Origin of the sequence: Methanocaldococcus infernus ME (genome assembly GCF_000092305.1) — an archaeon.
Classification (GTDB): domain Archaea; phylum AGJL01; class Methanococci; order Methanococcales; family Methanocaldococcaceae; genus Methanocaldococcus; species Methanocaldococcus infernus.
This window is the reverse complement of record NC_014122.1, coordinates 690,568-709,197: the sequence shown is the minus strand read 5'-3', so window position 1 is coordinate 709,197 and position 18,630 is coordinate 690,568. Positions and strand designations below refer to the sequence as shown.

At 32.9% G+C, this 18,630-nt stretch carries 21 protein-coding genes and 1 pseudogene; 4 read left to right on the top strand and 18 right to left on the bottom strand.

Going from position 1 to position 18,630, the window contains the following annotated elements; all coding sequences use genetic code 11:
* From METIN_RS03950 to dnaG, 12 genes and pseudogenes are all read right to left on the bottom strand, one after another.
* Positions 1 to 474, bottom strand: coding sequence for a DUF2118 family protein (locus METIN_RS03950; protein WP_013100201.1), 474 nt, complete (start codon positions 472 to 474; stop codon positions 1 to 3).
* An 11-nt stretch (positions 475 to 485) separates the two neighbouring features.
* The gene (locus METIN_RS03945; protein ID WP_013100200.1) at positions 486 to 1,439 is read right to left on the bottom strand and encodes a polyprenyl synthetase family protein; all 954 of its coding nucleotides are present in this window, start codon (positions 1,437 to 1,439) and stop codon (positions 486 to 488) included.
* A 69-nt stretch (positions 1,440 to 1,508) separates the two neighbouring features.
* Positions 1,509 to 1,803: pseudogene (locus METIN_RS03940) on the bottom strand (nucleotidyltransferase family protein).
* 16 nt (positions 1,804 to 1,819) lie between these two features.
* Positions 1,820 to 2,521 (bottom strand): preflagellin peptidase FlaK, encoded by a 702-nt coding sequence (gene flaK / locus METIN_RS03935; RefSeq protein WP_013100199.1) that lies wholly within the window; start codon positions 2,519 to 2,521, stop codon positions 1,820 to 1,822.
* Positions 2,521 to 2,796 carry an EMC6-like membrane protein gene (locus METIN_RS03930; RefSeq protein WP_013100198.1) on the bottom strand — a complete coding sequence of 92 codons (276 nt, stop codon included), beginning with the start codon at positions 2,794 to 2,796 and terminating at the stop codon, positions 2,521 to 2,523. Before METIN_RS03930 ends, flaK begins: the two co-directional genes overlap by 1 nt.
* A 2-nt stretch (positions 2,797 to 2,798) precedes the next feature.
* Positions 2,799 to 3,038, bottom strand: coding sequence for a hypothetical protein (locus METIN_RS03925; RefSeq protein ID WP_048203364.1), 240 nt, complete (start codon positions 3,036 to 3,038; stop codon positions 2,799 to 2,801).
* A complete protein-coding gene (hjc, locus tag METIN_RS03920) occupies positions 3,038 to 3,388 on the bottom strand; it encodes a Holliday junction resolvase Hjc (RefSeq protein WP_013100196.1) in 351 nt (116 codons plus the stop codon). Before hjc ends, METIN_RS03925 begins: the two co-directional genes overlap by 1 nt.
* The gene (locus tag METIN_RS03915; RefSeq protein ID WP_013100195.1) at positions 3,381 to 3,842 is read right to left on the bottom strand and encodes a methanogenesis marker 6 protein; all 462 of its coding nucleotides are present in this window, start codon (positions 3,840 to 3,842) and stop codon (positions 3,381 to 3,383) included. Before METIN_RS03915 ends, hjc begins: the two co-directional genes overlap by 8 nt.
* Positions 3,839 to 4,897 (bottom strand): DUF362 domain-containing protein, encoded by a 1,059-nt coding sequence (locus METIN_RS03910; RefSeq protein ID WP_013100194.1) that lies wholly within the window; start codon positions 4,895 to 4,897, stop codon positions 3,839 to 3,841. The genes METIN_RS03915 and METIN_RS03910 overlap by 4 nt, the downstream gene beginning before the upstream one ends.
* Positions 4,898 to 4,909: 12 nt before the next feature.
* On the bottom strand, positions 4,910 to 5,776 hold the full coding sequence (gene hisG / locus METIN_RS03905) for an ATP phosphoribosyltransferase (protein WP_013100193.1): 867 nt from the start codon (positions 5,774 to 5,776) through the stop codon (positions 4,910 to 4,912).
* Positions 5,773 to 6,069, bottom strand: coding sequence for a UPF0058 family protein (locus METIN_RS03900; protein ID WP_013100192.1), 297 nt, complete (start codon positions 6,067 to 6,069; stop codon positions 5,773 to 5,775). The genes hisG and METIN_RS03900 overlap by 4 nt, the downstream gene beginning before the upstream one ends.
* Positions 6,056 to 7,165 (bottom strand): DNA primase DnaG, encoded by a 1,110-nt coding sequence (gene dnaG / locus METIN_RS03895; RefSeq protein ID WP_013100191.1) that lies wholly within the window; start codon positions 7,163 to 7,165, stop codon positions 6,056 to 6,058. The genes METIN_RS03900 and dnaG overlap by 14 nt, the downstream gene beginning before the upstream one ends.
* Positions 7,166 to 7,320: 155 nt before the next feature.
* Between dnaG and METIN_RS03890 the strand changes: the two genes are divergently transcribed.
* The 4 genes from METIN_RS03890 to METIN_RS03875 are packed head-to-tail and all read left to right on the top strand — an operon-like array spanning position 7,321 to position 9,013.
* On the top strand, positions 7,321 to 8,064 hold the full coding sequence (locus METIN_RS03890) for a DNA polymerase sliding clamp (protein WP_013100190.1): 744 nt from the start codon (positions 7,321 to 7,323) through the stop codon (positions 8,062 to 8,064).
* Positions 8,064 to 8,519, top strand: coding sequence for a hypothetical protein (locus METIN_RS03885; protein WP_232156300.1), 456 nt, complete (start codon positions 8,064 to 8,066; stop codon positions 8,517 to 8,519). The genes METIN_RS03890 and METIN_RS03885 overlap by 1 nt, the downstream gene beginning before the upstream one ends.
* Positions 8,516 to 8,803, top strand: a complete 288-nt coding sequence (locus tag METIN_RS03880; RefSeq protein WP_013100188.1) for a 50S ribosomal protein L44e — start codon at positions 8,516 to 8,518, stop codon at positions 8,801 to 8,803. Before METIN_RS03885 ends, METIN_RS03880 begins: the two co-directional genes overlap by 4 nt.
* 21 nt (positions 8,804 to 8,824) lie before the next feature.
* Positions 8,825 to 9,013: a 30S ribosomal protein S27e gene (locus METIN_RS03875; RefSeq protein WP_013100187.1), complete on the top strand. Its 189-nt coding sequence runs from the start codon at positions 8,825 to 8,827 to the stop codon at positions 9,011 to 9,013.
* 13 nt (positions 9,014 to 9,026) lie between these two features.
* Here the strand turns inward: METIN_RS03875 and METIN_RS03870 are convergent, their stop codons facing one another.
* The 6 genes from METIN_RS03870 to METIN_RS03845 form a co-directional block, all read right to left on the bottom strand.
* On the bottom strand, positions 9,027 to 11,924 hold the full coding sequence (locus tag METIN_RS03870) for a chemotaxis protein CheA (RefSeq protein WP_048203362.1): 2,898 nt from the start codon (positions 11,922 to 11,924) through the stop codon (positions 9,027 to 9,029).
* Between the two features lie 8 nt (positions 11,925 to 11,932).
* The gene (locus METIN_RS03865) at positions 11,933 to 12,994 is read right to left on the bottom strand and encodes a protein-glutamate methylesterase/protein-glutamine glutaminase (RefSeq protein ID WP_048203538.1); all 1,062 of its coding nucleotides are present in this window, start codon (positions 12,992 to 12,994) and stop codon (positions 11,933 to 11,935) included.
* Positions 12,995 to 13,119: 125 nt separating this feature from the next.
* Positions 13,120 to 13,584 carry a chemotaxis protein CheW gene (locus tag METIN_RS03860; protein ID WP_013100184.1) on the bottom strand — a complete coding sequence of 155 codons (465 nt, stop codon included), beginning with the start codon at positions 13,582 to 13,584 and terminating at the stop codon, positions 13,120 to 13,122.
* A 7-nt stretch (positions 13,585 to 13,591) separates the two neighbouring features.
* A complete protein-coding gene (gene mobB / locus METIN_RS03855; RefSeq protein ID WP_013100183.1) occupies positions 13,592 to 14,284 on the bottom strand; it encodes a molybdopterin-guanine dinucleotide biosynthesis protein B in 693 nt (230 codons plus the stop codon).
* A 185-nt stretch (positions 14,285 to 14,469) separates the two neighbouring features.
* Positions 14,470 to 15,831 (bottom strand): S-layer protein, encoded by a 1,362-nt coding sequence (locus tag METIN_RS07760; RefSeq protein ID WP_013100182.1) that lies wholly within the window; start codon positions 15,829 to 15,831, stop codon positions 14,470 to 14,472.
* A gap of 63 nt (positions 15,832 to 15,894) precedes the next feature.
* A complete protein-coding gene (locus METIN_RS03845) occupies positions 15,895 to 18,429 on the bottom strand; it encodes a metallophosphoesterase (protein WP_013100181.1) in 2,535 nt (844 codons plus the stop codon).
* Between the last annotated feature and the right edge of the window lie 201 nt (positions 18,430 to 18,630).

Here is an 18,630-nt window from a genome sequence, read left to right as displayed (position 1 = left end):
TTACTCAAATTTTATCTCTTCATCTGGTAAGATGTAGAAGACATAATTTTCTCTTTTACAAGGAACTTCCCTTAAGAATACAACTATCCCATTAACTGGAGTATTTACAAACCTTATATCTCCTTTTCTACTCTGGAGGGCTGCTAATCTATGCCCTTCAAGGATTCTACAGCCATGGTCAACTATAGGATAAACCTTATAACCTTCAGCTGGAACCTCTAAAAGCTTGGTTCCCTTCTTTAAATACATGATCTTTTTTAATCCTCCCACTTCATAGACTATTAACATATCTCTTGTAGCCTCTCCCATTAGGATATAGTTAGGGAAGTCATCATAAATAACCTTCCCTAAAACCTTTCCTTCTCCTTCATAACTCTCTCCCTTGTCTAAAAATCTTATTATTTTTCCATCCTTCTCTATAACCACCTTTTCTTCTCCCTCTTCACCTTCAACATAAAGCTTAGGAATTCTCAACCTCTCACCTTTTAGTAGATTCTATTGGCTATAAATTTAGCCAACTCTTCCAACTCTTTCCTTCTATATTTATCAAATATTTCTAAGCTCTTTATAGCTTCTTCAGTCAATTTATTTAATAGCTCTTTAGCATAGTTTATAGATGGTTCTAATATCTTAATAGCTTCTCTAATATCTTCTTCACTTTTCACATTCCCTAAGATACTTAATAACTTCTCTTTCTCTTCCTCATTTAGTGTATTTATAGCATGAATTATAATTATTGTCTTTTTTCCCTCTCTAATGTCACTTCCTACAGGCTTCCCTATCTTCTTCTCATCCCCAATGATGTCTAAGATATCATCCTGTATTTGGAAAGTTAAGCCTATCTTTTCAGCATAGCTCTTTATAGCTTTCATCTCCTCCTCATTAAACTCAGCCATTATCCCTCCAATCTCAGCTGAAGCCTCTAATAAAGCTCCTGTTTTCTTTTTTATCATCTCTAAGTATTCTTCCAATGTGGGCCAATAGCTCTCAAACTCCATATCCATAGCTTGCCCTTCACAGACATCTACACAAGCCTTAGAGAGGACTTTTAAAACTTTATATGCTTTTTTCTCATCCTTTATATTTCCAATGGCTTCAAATGCCTTAGCATATAGTAAATCTCCAGCTAAGATAGCCATCTCTTCCCCATAGGCTATATGAACTGTTGGCTTTCCTCTTCTTAACTCATCATTGTCCATAATGTCATCATGAATTAAAGTATAGTTATGGATTAGTTCAACACTAACAGCTGCTGGCAAGATCTCATTTATATTGTCTTTTTTTAGGTTGTAGGTTAGTATTGAAAGATAGGGCCTAATCCTCTTTCCTCCAGCAAAGGTTAGGTGTTTAGCAGCTTTATATAGGTTGTTATCTTTATCTAAGTACTTTTTTAGCTCTTTATCAATCTCCTCAAGAATCTCTTTTCTGAACTTAAACATTCTTTACCCTCCTTTAACTTTTTTAATTAAACTTCTATTTAAGTTATTTAAGTTCTTTTAGCATCCCTCTTAGACATAAACTAAATCCTCCTCAATAGATTTTTTAATATATGGATTTTTAATTGAGTTTTTTGTTATCAAATCTACTTTAATATTTAGAAGCTCTTCCAAGTACTCTTTCAAATCTGGCAATTTTTAAGCCAATTGGCTCATAGAATTCAACTAAAATATCTATATCACTTTTTTCTGTCTGTTCTCCTCTTGCATAACTACCAAATATAGCAATAGACTTAACTTTATACTTCTCCTTAAGCTCTTGCTTATGCTCTAAAAGAATCTTTTTAATTTCATTAAGAGTTTTCATAAGCTTCACCAAAAACCTAAATTCCTAAAAACTCCAGTAGCTTAGCTATAATTATGTCACCCATATAAGGGGTTAGAATATAAGAAAGTAAAATAATAAATATAAAAGGAATTGCTGGAGATGCCCATAGTAGATCATCATCTTTATATCCATTATAGTTTAAAGCCTCTTCTCCATGCTTAAAAATCTCAACTTCTTCATCTTTCCCTAAAATAATTCTCTTCTCTTTTTTTATCTCTTCATATCTCATTTTTTCAGCAACAAACATTAATAATAACTCTTTTAAGTTTCTTGGTTTTCCTCTCCTCAAATTCCTTAAAAATATAACTATTGGATAAAAAATAATTAAGAAGAGAGAGTTAATAAAAACAAGAATTGGAAAGGTTGGGAAGTTAAGTAAGCTTAAAACTTTAAAAATAGAGGAATAGATAGGCATTTTCATACTTGGAACTAATGCTCCTATCCCAATTAAAGCCTTTCCATCAGCTCCACCTGAGCCTAAGAGGAACATAAAATAGCCTAAAATAAAAGAGATAAAGAGAGACTCAAAAAAGAGAATTAAAAAAGAGATATTACCAAATTTTAAGGTTAAAAATAGATGGTAGAGAAAGCCAAAGCCAACCATAGCTAACCAAATATAATCTTCAACCTCCCTCTTTTTTATATCTTGAATACTCCCTAAAATTAGACAGAGAAGGCCAATGATGTAGTTGATCACTAAATAACACCATTATATTTTAATATCCAAACTAATATAGCCACTAAGAAAAATGGTAAAACTCCACAGCCAAACCATTGCTTTTGATCTATGCTATTCTCCCCTAAGATTCTTGCTGATATGTGGCCAAAGATTACTGAGCCAATAAAGATAAATATTAGTGTTGCCAAGCCACTGAAGAAACCTAAGCCCAAAGTATAGACATAGTTGGCAAAGTATCCAAATATTAGCCCTCCAATAGTATGAATTAGACAGCACTTTCCTTCAACATCCATCTTTAGAACCTCTCTATTTTTTTAATTTTATAAACTTTTATCTTCTCCTTTGGCCTTTTATCATCTGAATGGCTATAGCTTACAACAACTTCAACCTCATCATTTGCCCAAAACTCTCCTTTCTCTAATATTAACTCTCCCTCCTCCAACAAAAAAGAGAACTTCCTTTTAGTTTTTAATGAGCCTTTATCTATAATAATCTCTTTCTCTTCAACATCAACTCTCACTATAGAGTAATCCATCATCTCACAATATCCTCAAATTTTAAGCCTTCCTCAACTCTAACTAAAAAGCTTTTTCCCTTCTCCTCTATATTGTATGGGCTAAAAAATAAAATATCTTTACCAAATTTCACAGCTATGTAAGGAACAGCTTTAAAGGCTCTTGAGTATTCCAACAACTTAAAGACATCTTCTTTATCAATGTAGAGCATTTCTTTCTTTGTAGCCTTACATTCAAAGATCATTAACCTACTTCCCTTCCCAGCTATTAGATCAACTCCCTTACTTCCAGCACTCCTTATAACTAAATATCCCTCCCTTTCCAACATTTCCTTAAGCTTTATCTCAAACCTATATCCTCTCTTATACATTCTTTAATGCCCTCTCCACAATTTCCTTAAACTTCTCAACACTTAAAGGTTTTTCCTTCTTTAATAACTTCTCCTCCTTTTTTAAAACTTCATCCATTGGCATAACTCCATATTTATCAATCTTATCCAAAGCTAAGCCTATCTTATCTAAAACCTTCTGCTCAGCTTCCAGTTGATGGAACCCTTCTCTTGGTCCCCCTCCTCTGAAGGCTCTACATCTTCTTTTATCCCAGATTGGATAACCCCTATCTCTGCAGAATATTCTATTTCTCTCAAACTCTCTAATTTTCTTAGCCAACTCATCCACTAACTCAGCTTCCCCCTCTATATAGCCACCAAAGCAGGTTTCTTTTGCTATAATCCCAGGAATTTTTAAAGAAGCTATATATCTTAATAATCTACTTGGAGAGGTTTTAGCATTATCTGCAAGCACTATAACCTTGGTTTTTTTCAAAATATCCCTCTCTTAAGTTTTATTGCATTGTACTTACACAGCTCATGACAGCAATAGCAAGAGATGCACTTCTTCTTATCCACTTTTAAATCTTTTATAGCCTTAACTGGACAAATTTTTTCACAGATTCCACACTTAACACATCTTCTTTTATCAATCTCTGGCTTTAATGTGAAGAATTTAAAGATTAGCCTAACTATAAAAGATGGAAGAACTTTATTTAAAAATATGGTGTCTGGCTTTTTGAACTTAACCCTTCTCACATCTTTAAGATCAATCTCTCTATCTAAGTGATACAACTTATATTTTATATCAATTAAATTATTAGTTAAAATTTCCTCTGGTTTATAACCTATATAGTAAGAGGCAAACTTATCCAATGCCACTGGATTGTCTGAGGCTATAACTATATTAGCCTTCTTAACCCTACCATTAGATGGGCCATTTCCTTCCATTCCAACAATGCCATCCATAATACTAATTATTTCCCTATCCTTAGCTATAATTTTATAAAGTTCAATTAACAGCCTTGCAAACTCCTCCTCTTTTGGAAAGGCTCCATGTAGCTTAGGCTTCAAACCTCCAGGGACACAGCCATATAGGTTTTTAACTCCCCCAGTATATTTCATTAAGACATGAGTTTTAAGCTTTGGCAAATTGACAATTAGATCACTCTCTAAAACAGTCTTTGGTAGAGCTATTTTATAACCCTCTATATTGTAAAGCTCATGCTCATCCTTTTCAAAGTTTAGAAATTCAACATCATTTTTTAAGCAGACATCTTTTATTTTTGAGACTTCAAAAGCCTTATTGGTTGAGAAGCCAGAAGATTCTCCAACTACTATTTTCCCAGAGAATTCCTTTTTCAAATATTTTAGAACCCAATCTACAAATTTGTAGTGAGTAACTACCCCACTCTCTGGCTTACTTGGCCTTAAAATATTTGGCTTGACAACAATTAACTCCTTGTCATCAATATCTTTAAAAATTAAGTCTAAAATTTTATTGTTTAGTTTATCATAGCTATCAACATAGTCAAAATAAACCTTATTCATAAGACAACCCTATTAAAGAATTCTCTCAATTGGCACAATTAAAATGTCTCTTGCTCCCAACTCATGAAGTTTTGGCACTAAGTTATAGATGTCATCTTCATTAACCACAGCATGGATAGCTACATATTCATCATTACTTAAAACCTTAGCTACAGTAGGCCCACACATCCCAGGGATTAGTTTCTTTATCTCCTCAACCTTATCCTTTGGAGCATTCATCATTATTAACTTCTTAGTTTCAGCAAATAAAGCACTTTTTATAGCTAAAACTAACTGCTCTATTTTCCTCCTTTTCCTTTCATCTTTTAAGCTCTCCTTGTTCCCTATTAATCTTGTTGTACTCCTAACTATCTCAGCTATCTCTCTAAGCTTATTTAACCTTAAAGTTGTTCCTGTTGATGTTAAATCTGATATTATATCAGCTACTCCAATAAATGGAGCTATCTCAGTGGCTCCACTTAGCTCTATAATCTCAACTCTCTTCCCAAGCTTCTCAAAAAACTTCCTTGTTAGGTTTGGAAACTCTGTAGCTACCCTAACTCCATCTTTAATATCTTCTAAGCTCTTTATCTCAGAGTTCTCTGGAGCAGCTAAAACTAATCTTGCAAATCCAAAGTTAAAGTCTAATAGAAAATCTACCTTATCTTCAACTCCTCTCTCTAAGACTAAGTCATAGCCAGTGATCCCTATATCAGCTACACCATCAGCTACAAATTCAGGAATGTCCTTAGCCCTGGCAAACATAATTTTTACATCCTTATCAACAGTGTTGGCAAACAAACTTCTTCCTTGGGCCGTTATCTTTAACCCAGCCTTTTCCAAGATTTTCATTACTGGCTCAGAGATTCTTCCTTTATTTGGTAGGGCAAATAGTATCATCTCATCCTCCTCTTTCTTGTTATCTCCTTGCTAATTTTTAGGCTACAGTTCATTAGTAAGTTGGATATACTCTTAGGAACTTTCTCATGCTCAGATAATATCCTTGAGATAATTGAGGACAAAATAAAGATAGCATATATATGCTCTATCTTTGTTTTGTGTATATGATGTGGATAGATGTGTAAATTGTCATATTCCTCAAATTTTTCATCACTCACATTATATTTTTTTTGAATGTATTTTCTTATGTAAATTAGTAGCTGATGTAATTGTATCAGCTCATCTTTGTTCATCTAAACCACCAAAAGGGATGAGAGAGAGGTTTAAAGGTTTTTTAGCCACCTTAATACTTTTTCCAAAAATAAATTTAACCTTGTCATAGCTTGCATCAACTAAGCTCTGTGTTATATCTCCCTTAACTATCAAAGCCTCAGCTTCACAAGGCTCTTTTAAATACTCTTCTAACTTCATAAGCTTTTCTTCATCTCCAATAACTAAGAGTTCTCCCTCATTTAGCTTAAGGTACTTCTCATAATAGTTAGAGAACTTATTTATCTTTTTAGGTTCTTTCACTTCCTCCTTTATTATGTAGTGGTAGGAAGGAATTCTATTTCTTAAGCACTTTATTATCTCTTTCTTGGTTAGCTCTTCAACCTCCCTCCCATTTGGAGCCCTTGCTACATAGTCAATATCACAGGTTTGTAAAAGCTCTTTTAATATAAGCTCTCCCCCTCTATCTCCATCTGTAAAGACTGTAACTATTTTCTTCTTACAGAGATCTATAATAGTTTTAGGCACTGAAGAGCCATTAACTGCTATAGCATTCTTTATTCCATACTTAAGAAGGTTTAAGACATCAGCCTTTCCCTCAACTATGATAATTTCCTCATCCTTATCAACATTTGGACCAGCTGGAAGTTTGTCCTCACCATACTCAACAATTTCCTTAGCTCTGACACTATTCCTTATCTCCTCAATTATAGCATTTATGTCAATATCTTCCATCATCTCAGACAAGATCTCTTTAGCCCTCTCAACTATATACTTCCTCTTTCTCTTCCTTATGTCTTCAATATCAATAATTTTTATTTTGGCATTACATGGTCCAACCTTATCAACTGTTTCTAAGGCAGCAGCTATTAGAGAGGTTTCAACCCTATCTAAACTTGAGGGAATAGATATTTTAGCTATTGACTTCCCATTAATGTTGGTTAGCTCAACATCTATCCTTCCAATCCTTCCACTTTTTTGTAATTCTCTTAAGTCTAACTCATCTCCTAATAACCCTTCTGTCTGTCCAAATATTGCTCCAATGATATCATTCTTTTCAATATAGCCATCAGCTATAAGTTCAGCATGAATAATATACTTAGCTGTCCCTAAATCCATGTGATCACCATCAACTTAAAATTATCAAAGCTACAAAATAATTTAAATATCATTTTATCATATAAAAATAGGGCAATGATGAGAAGAGGGTTATCTGACTTGATGATGAAACTTACCCGATCTGAGCCAAAAATAAATAAATTTTGGGGATAACCATGTTCAAGGCAAAGTTAGAAAGTGCCAAGGAGTTTAAGAAAGTTGTAGATACTATGGCTACTCTGTTAGATGAGATCTGCTTACAGGTTAATGAGGAAGGAGTTAGAGCAGCAGCAATGGATCCCAGCCATGTAGCTCTCCTCTCATTAAACATCCCAAGGATAGCCTTTGAAGACTATCAAGCTGATGAGCATGAGATAGGGATAGAGTTAGAGGCATTCAAGAAGATCATGAATAGAGCCAAGGCTAAGGATAAGCTAATTTTAGAGCTTGATGAGGAGAGGAATAGGCTAAATGTAATCTTTGAAAACCAAGGGAAGAGGAAATTCTCCTTATCCCTATTAGATCTCTCTGGAGCCACTACAAAAGTGCCAGAGCTTGAGTATCATAATGTAATAACCATTAAAGGAGATGCCCTAAAAGAGGCTTTGAAAGATGCTGATCTCATCTCAGACCATGTTATCATGAGAGCCTCCCCATATGAGTTTAAGATAGAGGCTAAGGGAGACTTAAATGACTTCACAGCTGAGTTTTCCTCTGAAGATGATGCTATCATAAGCATAGAGGGAGAGGAAGAGGTTAAGAGTGCCTTTAACTTAGAATACTTGTTAGATATGGTTAAAGGAGTGAGTAAAGGGGATATAGTAAAGCTCTACCTTGGTAATGACATGCCTCTAAAGATGGAGTATAGCTTAGCTGGATGTGAATTGATGTTCCTATTAGCACCAAGAATAGAGGAATAATGGCTATGTATGAGAAATTAGTTAAAGCCTTTATAATGGAAATTAAAGAAGATAAGCTATTAGAGTTAGAGAATAATTTTTATGAGGAAGTTAGGGACTATGTTAAAACTCTCCAGGGAGAAGAGAAGGAGAGGGCTTTATATTTTTATAGGGAGCTTAGAAAGTTAAGGCTTTACAAAGCTTTTTATGGAGATAGGGATAATTTAGTTGAAGAAGAAGTTAAAATTTTGGAAAGTATTGAAAAAATCCATGAAGAAGAGAAAAAGGAGGAACCAAAAGATATATATACTTTAAACAATATTGAACTTGTGAGAGTTCTTTTAAATTTCCCTTCTTTTACTGATGGTAAGAGAATATATAACTTAGAAAAAAATGATATTTTATCAATTGATGAAAAAATAGCTAAGATTTTAGAAAAACACTCAATAGTTAAGAGGTTTAAGGTGGAACCATGAAGTTTCCTAAGAAGGTTAGGAGATACTGTCCATACTGTAAGAAACATACTATACATACAGTTGAGAAGGCTAAGAAAGGGAAGCCAAGTGAGTTAACCTGGGGTCAAAGACAGTTCAGAAGGGTAACAGCTGGTTATGGAGGTTTCCCAAGACCTAAGCCAGAGGGGAGAAGTAAGCCAGTGAAGAAAATAGACTTAAGATTTAAATGTACAGTCTGTGGAAAGATGCATACTAAGGCAAGTGGATGCTTTAGATCAGGAAGGTTTGAGTTTGTAGAAAAATAATTTTTTGTGAGGTGAGAATCTTTGGAAGATATAATCCCAAAACCAAGATCTAAGTTTTTAAAGGTTCAGTGTCCTGAGTGTAACAATGAACAGATCATCTTTGATAGGCCTGCAACTATTGTTAAGTGCTTAGCCTGTGGAAAGGTTTTAGCTGAGCCAAGAGGAGGAAAAGGGAAAATAATGGCTAAAATAATAGAGGTTTTAGAATAAATTTTTCTTTTTTTTATGCATTACTTAGGTCTAATATTAAAGCTACCCTACCATCTCCAAGTATTGTAGCTCCAGCAAGTCCTGGGATGTTTTTAAGAATTCCAGTTAATGACTTAACAACTATATCATCTCTTCCTATAACGTCATCTACAATAACTCCAAGTTTTCCATCACTTCTCTCTACTATTACTACAATAATATCCTCATCTTCCTTATCTGGTAAGTGGGACATGCCTAAGAAATCTTTTAACTTAATTACTGGGACAATCTCATCTCTGTAGAGAACAGCCTTCATTCCCTCAATATTCTTAATATCCTCAGGTCTTATTCTAATAACATCTAAGACACTTGTTATAGGGATGGCATATATCTGATCTCCTAAGCTCATTAACAAGGCTGTAATAATAGCCATTGTCAATGGCAGCTTTAAAACCACTCTTGTCCCTTTTCCTTTTTCAGAGTAGACAACAACTGAACCTCCTAAGGATTCAATCTTTGTTTTAACAACATCCATTCCTACTCCTCTACCAGAAACATCTGAAACCTTTTCAGCTGTACTGAATCCTGGTAGGAATATTAGGTTAATAATTTCATGATCACTCATCTTTTCAGCTTCTTCTGGAGTAATTAACCCCCTTTCAATAGCTTTTTTCTTGATTTTCTCAGGATCTATTCCTCTACCATCATCCTCAACTATGATAATAACATGATCCCTCTCTCTTTTAGCAATTAACTTTAAAGTACCCTTTCTTGGCTTACCTAACTTTTCCCTCTCTTCAGGAGGCTCAATTCCATGATCAAGGGCATTCCTAATTAAGTGAACCAATGGCTCAAATATTTCATCTAAGACAGTTCTATCAAGTTCAATATCAGTACCTTCCATGATAAACTCAACTTCCTTCCCTAAGGCTTTAGCAAGATCCCTAACCATCCTTGGGAATCTGTTAAAGACATAGGCAACAGGCATCATTCTCATAGCCATAACTTCTTCTTGCAACTCATTAATAAGCATACTTAGCCTATTTATTGCATTTTGGAGCTCTTTTATTTGGTATTTATTGGCTATCTGGGCAAAATTAGCTCTTGTAATAACTAACTCTCCTACTAAGTTCATTAATTTATCTAATTTTTCAATGTTAATTCTAATTGTTTGAGAACTCTTCTTCTCCTCTTTCTTAGGCTGAGCCTTAGGAGGCTGTTTTTGAACAGGCTTTTCTTCCTTCTTCTCCTCTTTAGGCTCTTCTTTTTTCTCTTCTACCTTTTCTTCCTTCTTCTCCTCTTTCTTCTCCTCCTTAGTTTCTGCCTTTTCACCAGGTTTTTCAATGATTACATCTTTAATTTCAGGGATGCTCTTTATCTTCTCCCTAATGTCATCCTCTTCATATCCTTCCTTAAGCTTTAGGTAAATAGTAAATCTTAAATCATTAAATGTTCCCTCTTGGATAACCTCAAGTGGAGGCTTAGTCTTAACAATCTCAGCAATTTCCTGAAGCTCTTTAATAACCATATAAGCCCTAACAGCCCTTAGAAGGCATTCATCATCTAAAATAACTTCAACCTTATAAACATCTTCATCTAAAACTTCTTCTTCCTCTTCCTCTTTTTCAACAGTTACTTTTTCCTCTATAACTTCCTCAACCTCTTCAAACTCAACCTCTACAGGAACAACAGCAACATATTCTATTTCAGGTAATCTTAACTCTTTTTCAATTTCTTCAGCATCTTTCTCTGATAAAAAGAGAACATCTAACACATCAAAACTTTTCTCTTTAAGTTCCCCCTCAGTGGGTTTTGAAATTACAATTTCTCCAAGATTCTTTAACCTTGTTAGTACTATAGCTAACCTTGCAGACTTTAACTCACAGGCATCTTCAACTTTAACTCTAATATGGTAGAGTTTATAGCCACTCTCTAACTTCTCTTTTAACAATTCTGCATATTCAGAGAGATCAAAGATTTCATGATCTATCTCTATCTCTTCTTCAACAATTTTCTCAATTTCTTTTACTTCTCCTCCTTCTTCCTCCTTTAAGGAATCTTCTAACTTATTTTTAAGTTCTTCTAAGTTTATAATTTCCTCTAAGCTCTTCCCTTCTTCAATGGCTGAAGTTATCTTTTCAATGGTTGAGGTTAAATAATCTATAGCCTCTCTAATTTTTCCAGTTAAATCTCTTTCTTCAATCTTTTTCAAATAGTCTTTAACAATCTCAACAAATTCCTTTAAAGTATTGTCATTTAAGGCAGAAGCTAAAGACTCAAAAACAGTTATTGATTTTTTTATGGTTTCTATCTTTTCATCTATCTCCTCATCATAGACTTCAGCACTAATCTCAATCTTCTCTTTAGTTACCTTCTTAACCTTAACCTTACTCTTAGGATTCTTAAATTTAGCAATCAATTTTTTTATAACTTTTTTAACTACTTTTTCCTCTTTCTTCTTCTCCTCTTTAGGCTCTTCTTTTTTCTCTTCCTCTTTCTTCTCCTCTTTCTTCTCTTCTTTAACTTCTACCTTACCCTCCAAATATTTCTTTTTTAACCTTTCTATTTCCTCAATAATTGACTGAACATCTACCTCAGTTTCAACTATTCCCTCTTTAACCTCCTCTAAAATTTGTTCAAGAGCATCCATACATTTAAAAAGAAGGTCTATAATTTCCTCAGTAACTGGGATTTGTCCATTTCTTATATAGTCTAAGATATCTTCCATATGGTGAGTTAGATCAGAAACATGAGCTAAACCTACAGTTCTTGCTGCTCCTTTTATAGTATGGGCTGATCTAAAAATTTGATTAATGAGTTCAAGGTTATTAGGATCCTTCTCAAGCTCCAGCAAACACTCATTAATATTTTGTATATGCTCCTCAGCCTCAGAAATAAATAAATCTAAATACTCCATTGCAACCTCTGACATACTACCCCTTATCCTAATATTTCTTTACAGAACTTCACAATAGCCTTAGGAATCTCAGATGGGGGTAGGATAGCGTCAGCTATTCCCAACTCTATAACAGCCTTAGGCATTCCAAAGACTACACAAGTCTCTTTACTTTGAGCTATTATTTTTCCTCCTTTCTCCTTAATTTTCTTAAATCCATAGGCTCCATCCTTACCAATTCCAGTTAAAATTACTCCAACAGTTTTTCCACCATAGACCTCAGCTACAGTTTCAGCAGTAACATCAACAGCTGGCCTTGTACCATTTACCTTAGGCATTTGGTTATCTAAGTGGATATAAACATTACTTCCTCTTTTCTTAATTAGCATGTGGTAATCTCCTGGAGCTATGTAGACTGTGTTAGCCTCTACTCTCTCCCCATGCTCAGCCTCTTTAACTTTCAACTTGGATACTGCATCTATTCTTTCAGCAAATAACTTTGTAAATCCTGGAGGCATGTGCTGAACCACAAAGATAGGAGGCATTCTTCCAGGAAGCTTGGAAATAATCTCAGTAACTACTGGTGGCCCTCCTGTTGAAGAACCTATAATGACACACATCCTTTTTAGCACTTCATCAGGATATGGTAGTGGCTCAACCTCTGAAACTACCTCTCTCTTCTCCTCAGGCTTTGCTATAGTTTCTGTTGTTGTAGTTGGCCTTGAAATTCTCCTTCTAACTAAAACCTTAGCTCTGGCTGCAGCTTTAACTTTTCTAATGATTTCTTCTCCTATCTTCCTAATGTCAAGGGAGATACTACCTGAAGGCTTTGGAACAAAATCAACAGCTCCAGCTTCAAGGGCTTCAAATGTAGCCCTTGACCCTTCTCTTGTTAAAGCAGAAACCATTACTATTGGAGTTGGTCTTATCTCCATTATTTTCTTAACAGCTTCAATACCATTCATTCTGGGCATTTCTACATCCATTGTTACAACATCAGGCTCGAGCTTCTGGACAAGCTCTACAGCCTCAACTCCATCCTTAGCTGTTCCAATAACCTCTATTTCAGGATCAGAGTTTAAGATATCAGATAAAACCTTTCTCATAAATGCAGAGTCATCAACTACCAAAACTCTAATTTTCTTGTTAGCCAATCTACCCCTCCTTATCTTTTAAATTAAAATTTTAATTTTAAAATTACCTCTTATATTATTTAAAGTTTATTTTATCTTTAATATTGTTCTTCAAGGTTTAATAAGCTTGATATATTAAGTAAAATTATTAATCTGTCATCTATTTTAATGATTCCTTCTATATAATCTCCTCCTGCAGCTCTTTTTATAGCTGAGATTGGTGTTATCTGATCTTTAGTTATTTGCATAACATCATTAACCCCATCAACAATAATTCCAAAGGTTTGCCCTTCTATCTCAACAACCATAATTAAGATTTCATCCTTCTTTCCTTCCTCTTCACCATAGTCATTATAAATTCCAAGCTTTCCCTTTAAGTCAATTATTGGGGTTATCTCTCCTCTAATATTTGTAACTCCAACCACATAACTTGGAGCATTTGGTAAAGGAGTTATATCAGATTTTTTTAATTTTAGCACTTCTCTAACTTCTTCAACCTCCAACCCATACTCATTTTTTCCTAATTTAAAAACTACAATTTTCATAGTATCTTCATTACTCATAACAAATTCACCCCTTCACATTAATTGAAATATTTATTTTTTTAGGATCCTTCACTCCTTTTAAGGTTTTTATCATAGCTATTATTGTATTCCCAACTATGTCATCAACAAAGGGGGATAATGGAATGATTTTATCATCTACTACTAACTTAACCCTTCCCTTGGCTAAGACACAGTCATCCCATTTAGCCTCTCCTTTGATAAGAGCTTTAACAAATCCCTTACAATTGTAGCCACAGTGCTTACAGTTTAAGTTCATTGTTGGAATAATGGCTTTCTCCTCAATAACTTTTAAGACTTCATCAATATTATAGTTATTCTCAATAACTAAGGCTGTATAATCATCTATTAGCTCTCCTTCTTCCCTATCCCTTAAGAGAACTATTTTAGGAATATTTAACTTATTAAGCTCCTTCTTGAATCCCTCTATTAAAACAAAGTCAAGCTCTTTCATATAGAAATATGAAAGAATTTCTTCCAAACCTTTGGGGTTTTCAAATATAACTTCTTCTTTATCAGAGGTTAAAGCCACTATCTTAGCTCCAGCCTCTTTAAATCTATAGCTATCCTTGTCTTTAATATCAATCTCTTCATGAACATGCTTAATAACTCCAAATTTTTTATTGGAGTTTTTAATAATCTCTTCTATAAGAGAAGTTTTTCCACTATCTTTATATCCCACTATTCCTATAACCCTCATAACTTCCACCATATGGAATAAAAAATAACTATAATTTCCATTTATTTTTACAAAGATAAATAATTTACTAAAAATAGAGCACTTGGTTTCAAAAGTTCTTTTTTATTTTGTTATATTAAAAATTTTATTATACAAAAATTAAAATAAACTATTAATAAAAAAATAGAATAAAAAATAAAAAAGCCTTAAGGCTTCTCTATTCTAACGGCCTTTCCGTCTTTCCATTCTACGAAGATTGGTTCCTCTGGAATATTATCAAGGGTTTTAAAGTACTCTACGGCAGCTTTAGTTCCCCATCTGTCTGAACCAGCTAAGAGTAGAACTTTAACCTCTTTGTAGAGATGATCGGAGATCTTAACATTCAACTTGATCATTTCAATAACTCCCTTATTCTTTCCTGGATATTCATTAGTTACTTTAATCGGGAACTTATCCATTAACTTCTTGGTTAATGGATTAGCTACAGGCCCTCCGATTAGGATAGTGTCTTTAGTTATCTTTTCATTTGTAGTTAAGGCTGGATTTTTCTTTAACTCTTTAGCGAAGTTTAAGTCTATATCATTTCCAGCATAAACGTTAGAGACTTGAATAAATGTTTTTAATATGTATGACTTAACATCTTCGGCTACATCATGATATCTTATAGCTGGAGAAGTTTTCCAAGTGTTTCTTCTTTCATAGGTTTCTTCTTTAGTTATATTTATCTCCTTAACAAATTCAACTTCTAAGATAGGATCCTTAACTAATGTTATCTCTAAGATTCCCTCTTGATAGACATACCATCCTAAGGAAGTATTAACCTCTGGATCGTTGAATTCTTTTAACTCTTTATTATCTACGGTAACATTTAGGCTAACAACGTTTCCTATTGGAATTATTATGGTTATGAACCCTTTCTTTGAAGTATTTACAACATTCATTGTTATTTTTCCTTTGACGATTTTTTTGTTATTAACTATTGTTTCATTAACATTTGTATCAGTCTTTGTTATATTAAACCCTTCTGAAGCTACAGCTACAGGCTTAATATACTCAGAAATATTTTCAACATCTACATCAACAACTTTTACAACATTTATCACTTTTTCGATAGCAGATTCGTTAATTTTTTCTAATACTTTATCTAAAGATACATTAACTAAAGGAATAGTTATATTTACAGGAATTTCTTTTAATGGAATAATTGAAACATTTATGTTCTTTTTCTTAATAGTTTTTATGTTATAATAGAGTTTTAATTCTCTAACATCTCCTGGGATATATTTTAGTGTTGGATGTAAAAGTGTAGAGCCATTAAGATAGAATTTAATAGTCTTACCAACATCAGATGGAGAATATATTAACATTTTGTATGTTGAATTACCAAATTTTCCATTTTTTACTGTAATGTTACCAACAACTTTGTTGTCTATTTTTGCTATTAAATATCCATTTACTGGAGTGATAGAAACTATCTCTCCATAATATACTGCTGGTAATGATGGGGGAGTTATGGCAAACACACTTGAAATAAATAATAATAGTATAATTCCTACATATTTTTTCATTATTTATCACCAAAAATATATATTTAAATTTAATAAAAAATAAAGAATAAAAAATTTAGAAGATTAATTTAAAGATCTCCCACAAAGTTCTCCATACCCTTTTGAGTATAACCAATAAGCCTCGTAAGGCTTTAACTTAACATCATCACAGTTATATTTATCGTAACAGTTTCCATCCATATCTATTAGATAAGCCCATATATCTTCAATTGGAATTACAAATGATTTTAATAAGACTCCATCTACATCATTCTTTGCTGGATTAACTCCTACTAAGTTCCATCCTTTGGTTATAGGTCTTTTTGGTGGAGCTATTGGATTTGAAATATTAACGAATATTATATGCATGATTGTGGATTTGTTACAATAAATAAAGTATCCATATAATGTTTTTAATTTAGTAACTTGATGCCAAGTATTATTATAATATGTTATTATAGTTATTACTGCATTAGGATCTTCATAAGATACATTACCATTATGTGGAATAGATATAGCGTTCCACCCTCTTTTTAAATATACAATTCCTTCATTGTTTTCTAATACAGTGATATCACTTGTAAATCTTGGACAAATTTCATATATACTTTCATAAATATAAGCTATTCCTATAACATCTATTTTGTCTCCTACTTTCACAATGGTTTTTGGATTAATGTTAGCTTTTTTACAGTAAATAACTGTTGTATTTTTACCATCACTAACTATAATCTTATAATCATCTACTGAAATAACCTTTAAGTTTTTGATTGTTACTAAATTACCGATATTTTCGGGGATCTCATTTATTGTTATTACCTTTGGTTCAGGAACCTTTCCAGTACCATTTATTATAAAGTCTTTATCTAAACCAACTACGATTTCTGGCATATTTTTGTATTTAGATAATAACCCTCTAACTACAATTTTATCTCCAATTTTGACTTCAGGATGTTTAATTTCTCCAAGCCAAAGCTGTATCCCTCTTGTAGTATCTTGAATTACTACTTCATCACCAAACACTGCAGTAGCTACTCCAGAAACCTCTACATACTTATTTTCTAACTGAGTAAAATTATCATAGAGAGTTTGAATATTTGGTACTTTTATAACTTTAGAGGTAATATTTTTATAGCCATAAATAATTGCATCCTCATCTCTTACTAACTTTAACTCTTTAGTACCTTTGAATTGTGTAATTTGTCCTCTTAATATTACTTCATCTCCAATTTTAAACTCTTTATGGTGACAATCTCCTGCCCATACAACAATTTCTCCTGTATCATCTGAAATCTGTAACAAGTTTCCTGAGTAAGCTACATTAATTATGGTTCCATTTATCACAACAAATCTTCCATAATAGTTTTTGAAGTTGGTATCATCAATAATTTCTTTTATAGGCATTATTACGTGCTTTGAAAATTTATAAACTATTGTTTTATTAAATGAAGTTCCATCCTTGCAATGGACTATTATTGTAATATTGTGGTTTTTATTGTCAAAAGTTGAAGGTTTAATTATTCCTTTAACATGGTACCAATAAACTTTTGTTGCATTAATTAATGTAAAGTTTAAAGAACTTTCTTTGCCGTTGTCTGTTTTGTAAGTTACACTGGCAATTTGTTTATTTCCAGTATATATGTCCAATATTAAAGGTTTAGATTCGTTTAATACAACATCCTCTGGAGAAACTAAATTAATTTGTTCAGATAAATTAAATCCTTTATAAAATCTATATATGCAGTAACTTCCGTTATCCAATTTTTTAATGTAGTATATTGCATAACCCATAGGTTTTCCATCTGGGGTTTTTCCAGTCTGCCACCAATCTCCGCAAGCAGCTCCATCCTGATACTCTGGAATTCCATTCCAATACAAAGTTCTGACATCATGAGTATGTCCTGCAAGTAGGATTATATGACCTTTGTATTTAGATATTATTCCTAAAAATTCATTTATGCTATCATTATACCATGATCCTAATGGTTGGTGATAACAAATGATTATAAACTTATTAGAGTTATTTTCTAAATCTGACTTTAGCCAATTTACTTGATCCTTTGGTAGCATAACAGCTCTGTAACCACTTTCAGGAGTTTCATAAGGATCAATAACTACAAAGTGATAGTTTCCAATTGTATATGAGTAATATGTATGATGATCAGTATTATTTGCTCCAAGTCCCCAATCTACGTATTTTAATAATAGTCCGTTATAATATCTCCAATCAGACTTATTTACATTTAACTTATATGCTGCTGGGTCATGATTTCCTGGGGCAAATATAAATGGAATTCCTGCATTTTTTATTGGTGCTACTACAGTTTTATTAACCAACTCATACCATCTCTGATCAGTATCTAAATCGTATCTATCAGCTAATGCTACAATGTCTCCAGTTTGAACTACAGTATCAGGATGAAAAGCAAGAATCTCTTTTACCATACTCTTCATTGTAGTTACTGGTGGAATTGATCCTCCAAATATCTTATTTACTTCACTATCATTACATAAGTGAATATCTGCCATATGAACGAAAAATATGGAATTTTCTTCAGCAAAAGCTGGAGAAAGGAGAATAATTGAAAATATTATGTATATTAAATATTTAATATGCATAAATTCACCTCCAATTTTATTCTGAACTTATTCTTAACCAAATTAAGTATATAACTTTTACTATTTTGAACAAATTTTCACAAAATATGAACTATCAAAATAAAAAATAAAAGATATTGATATTTTTAATAAAATAGTCCTAGCTAAAATTTATAAACTTAGGCTTAAATATCTTCTCTTATAAAATTTGTGGTGATTCTC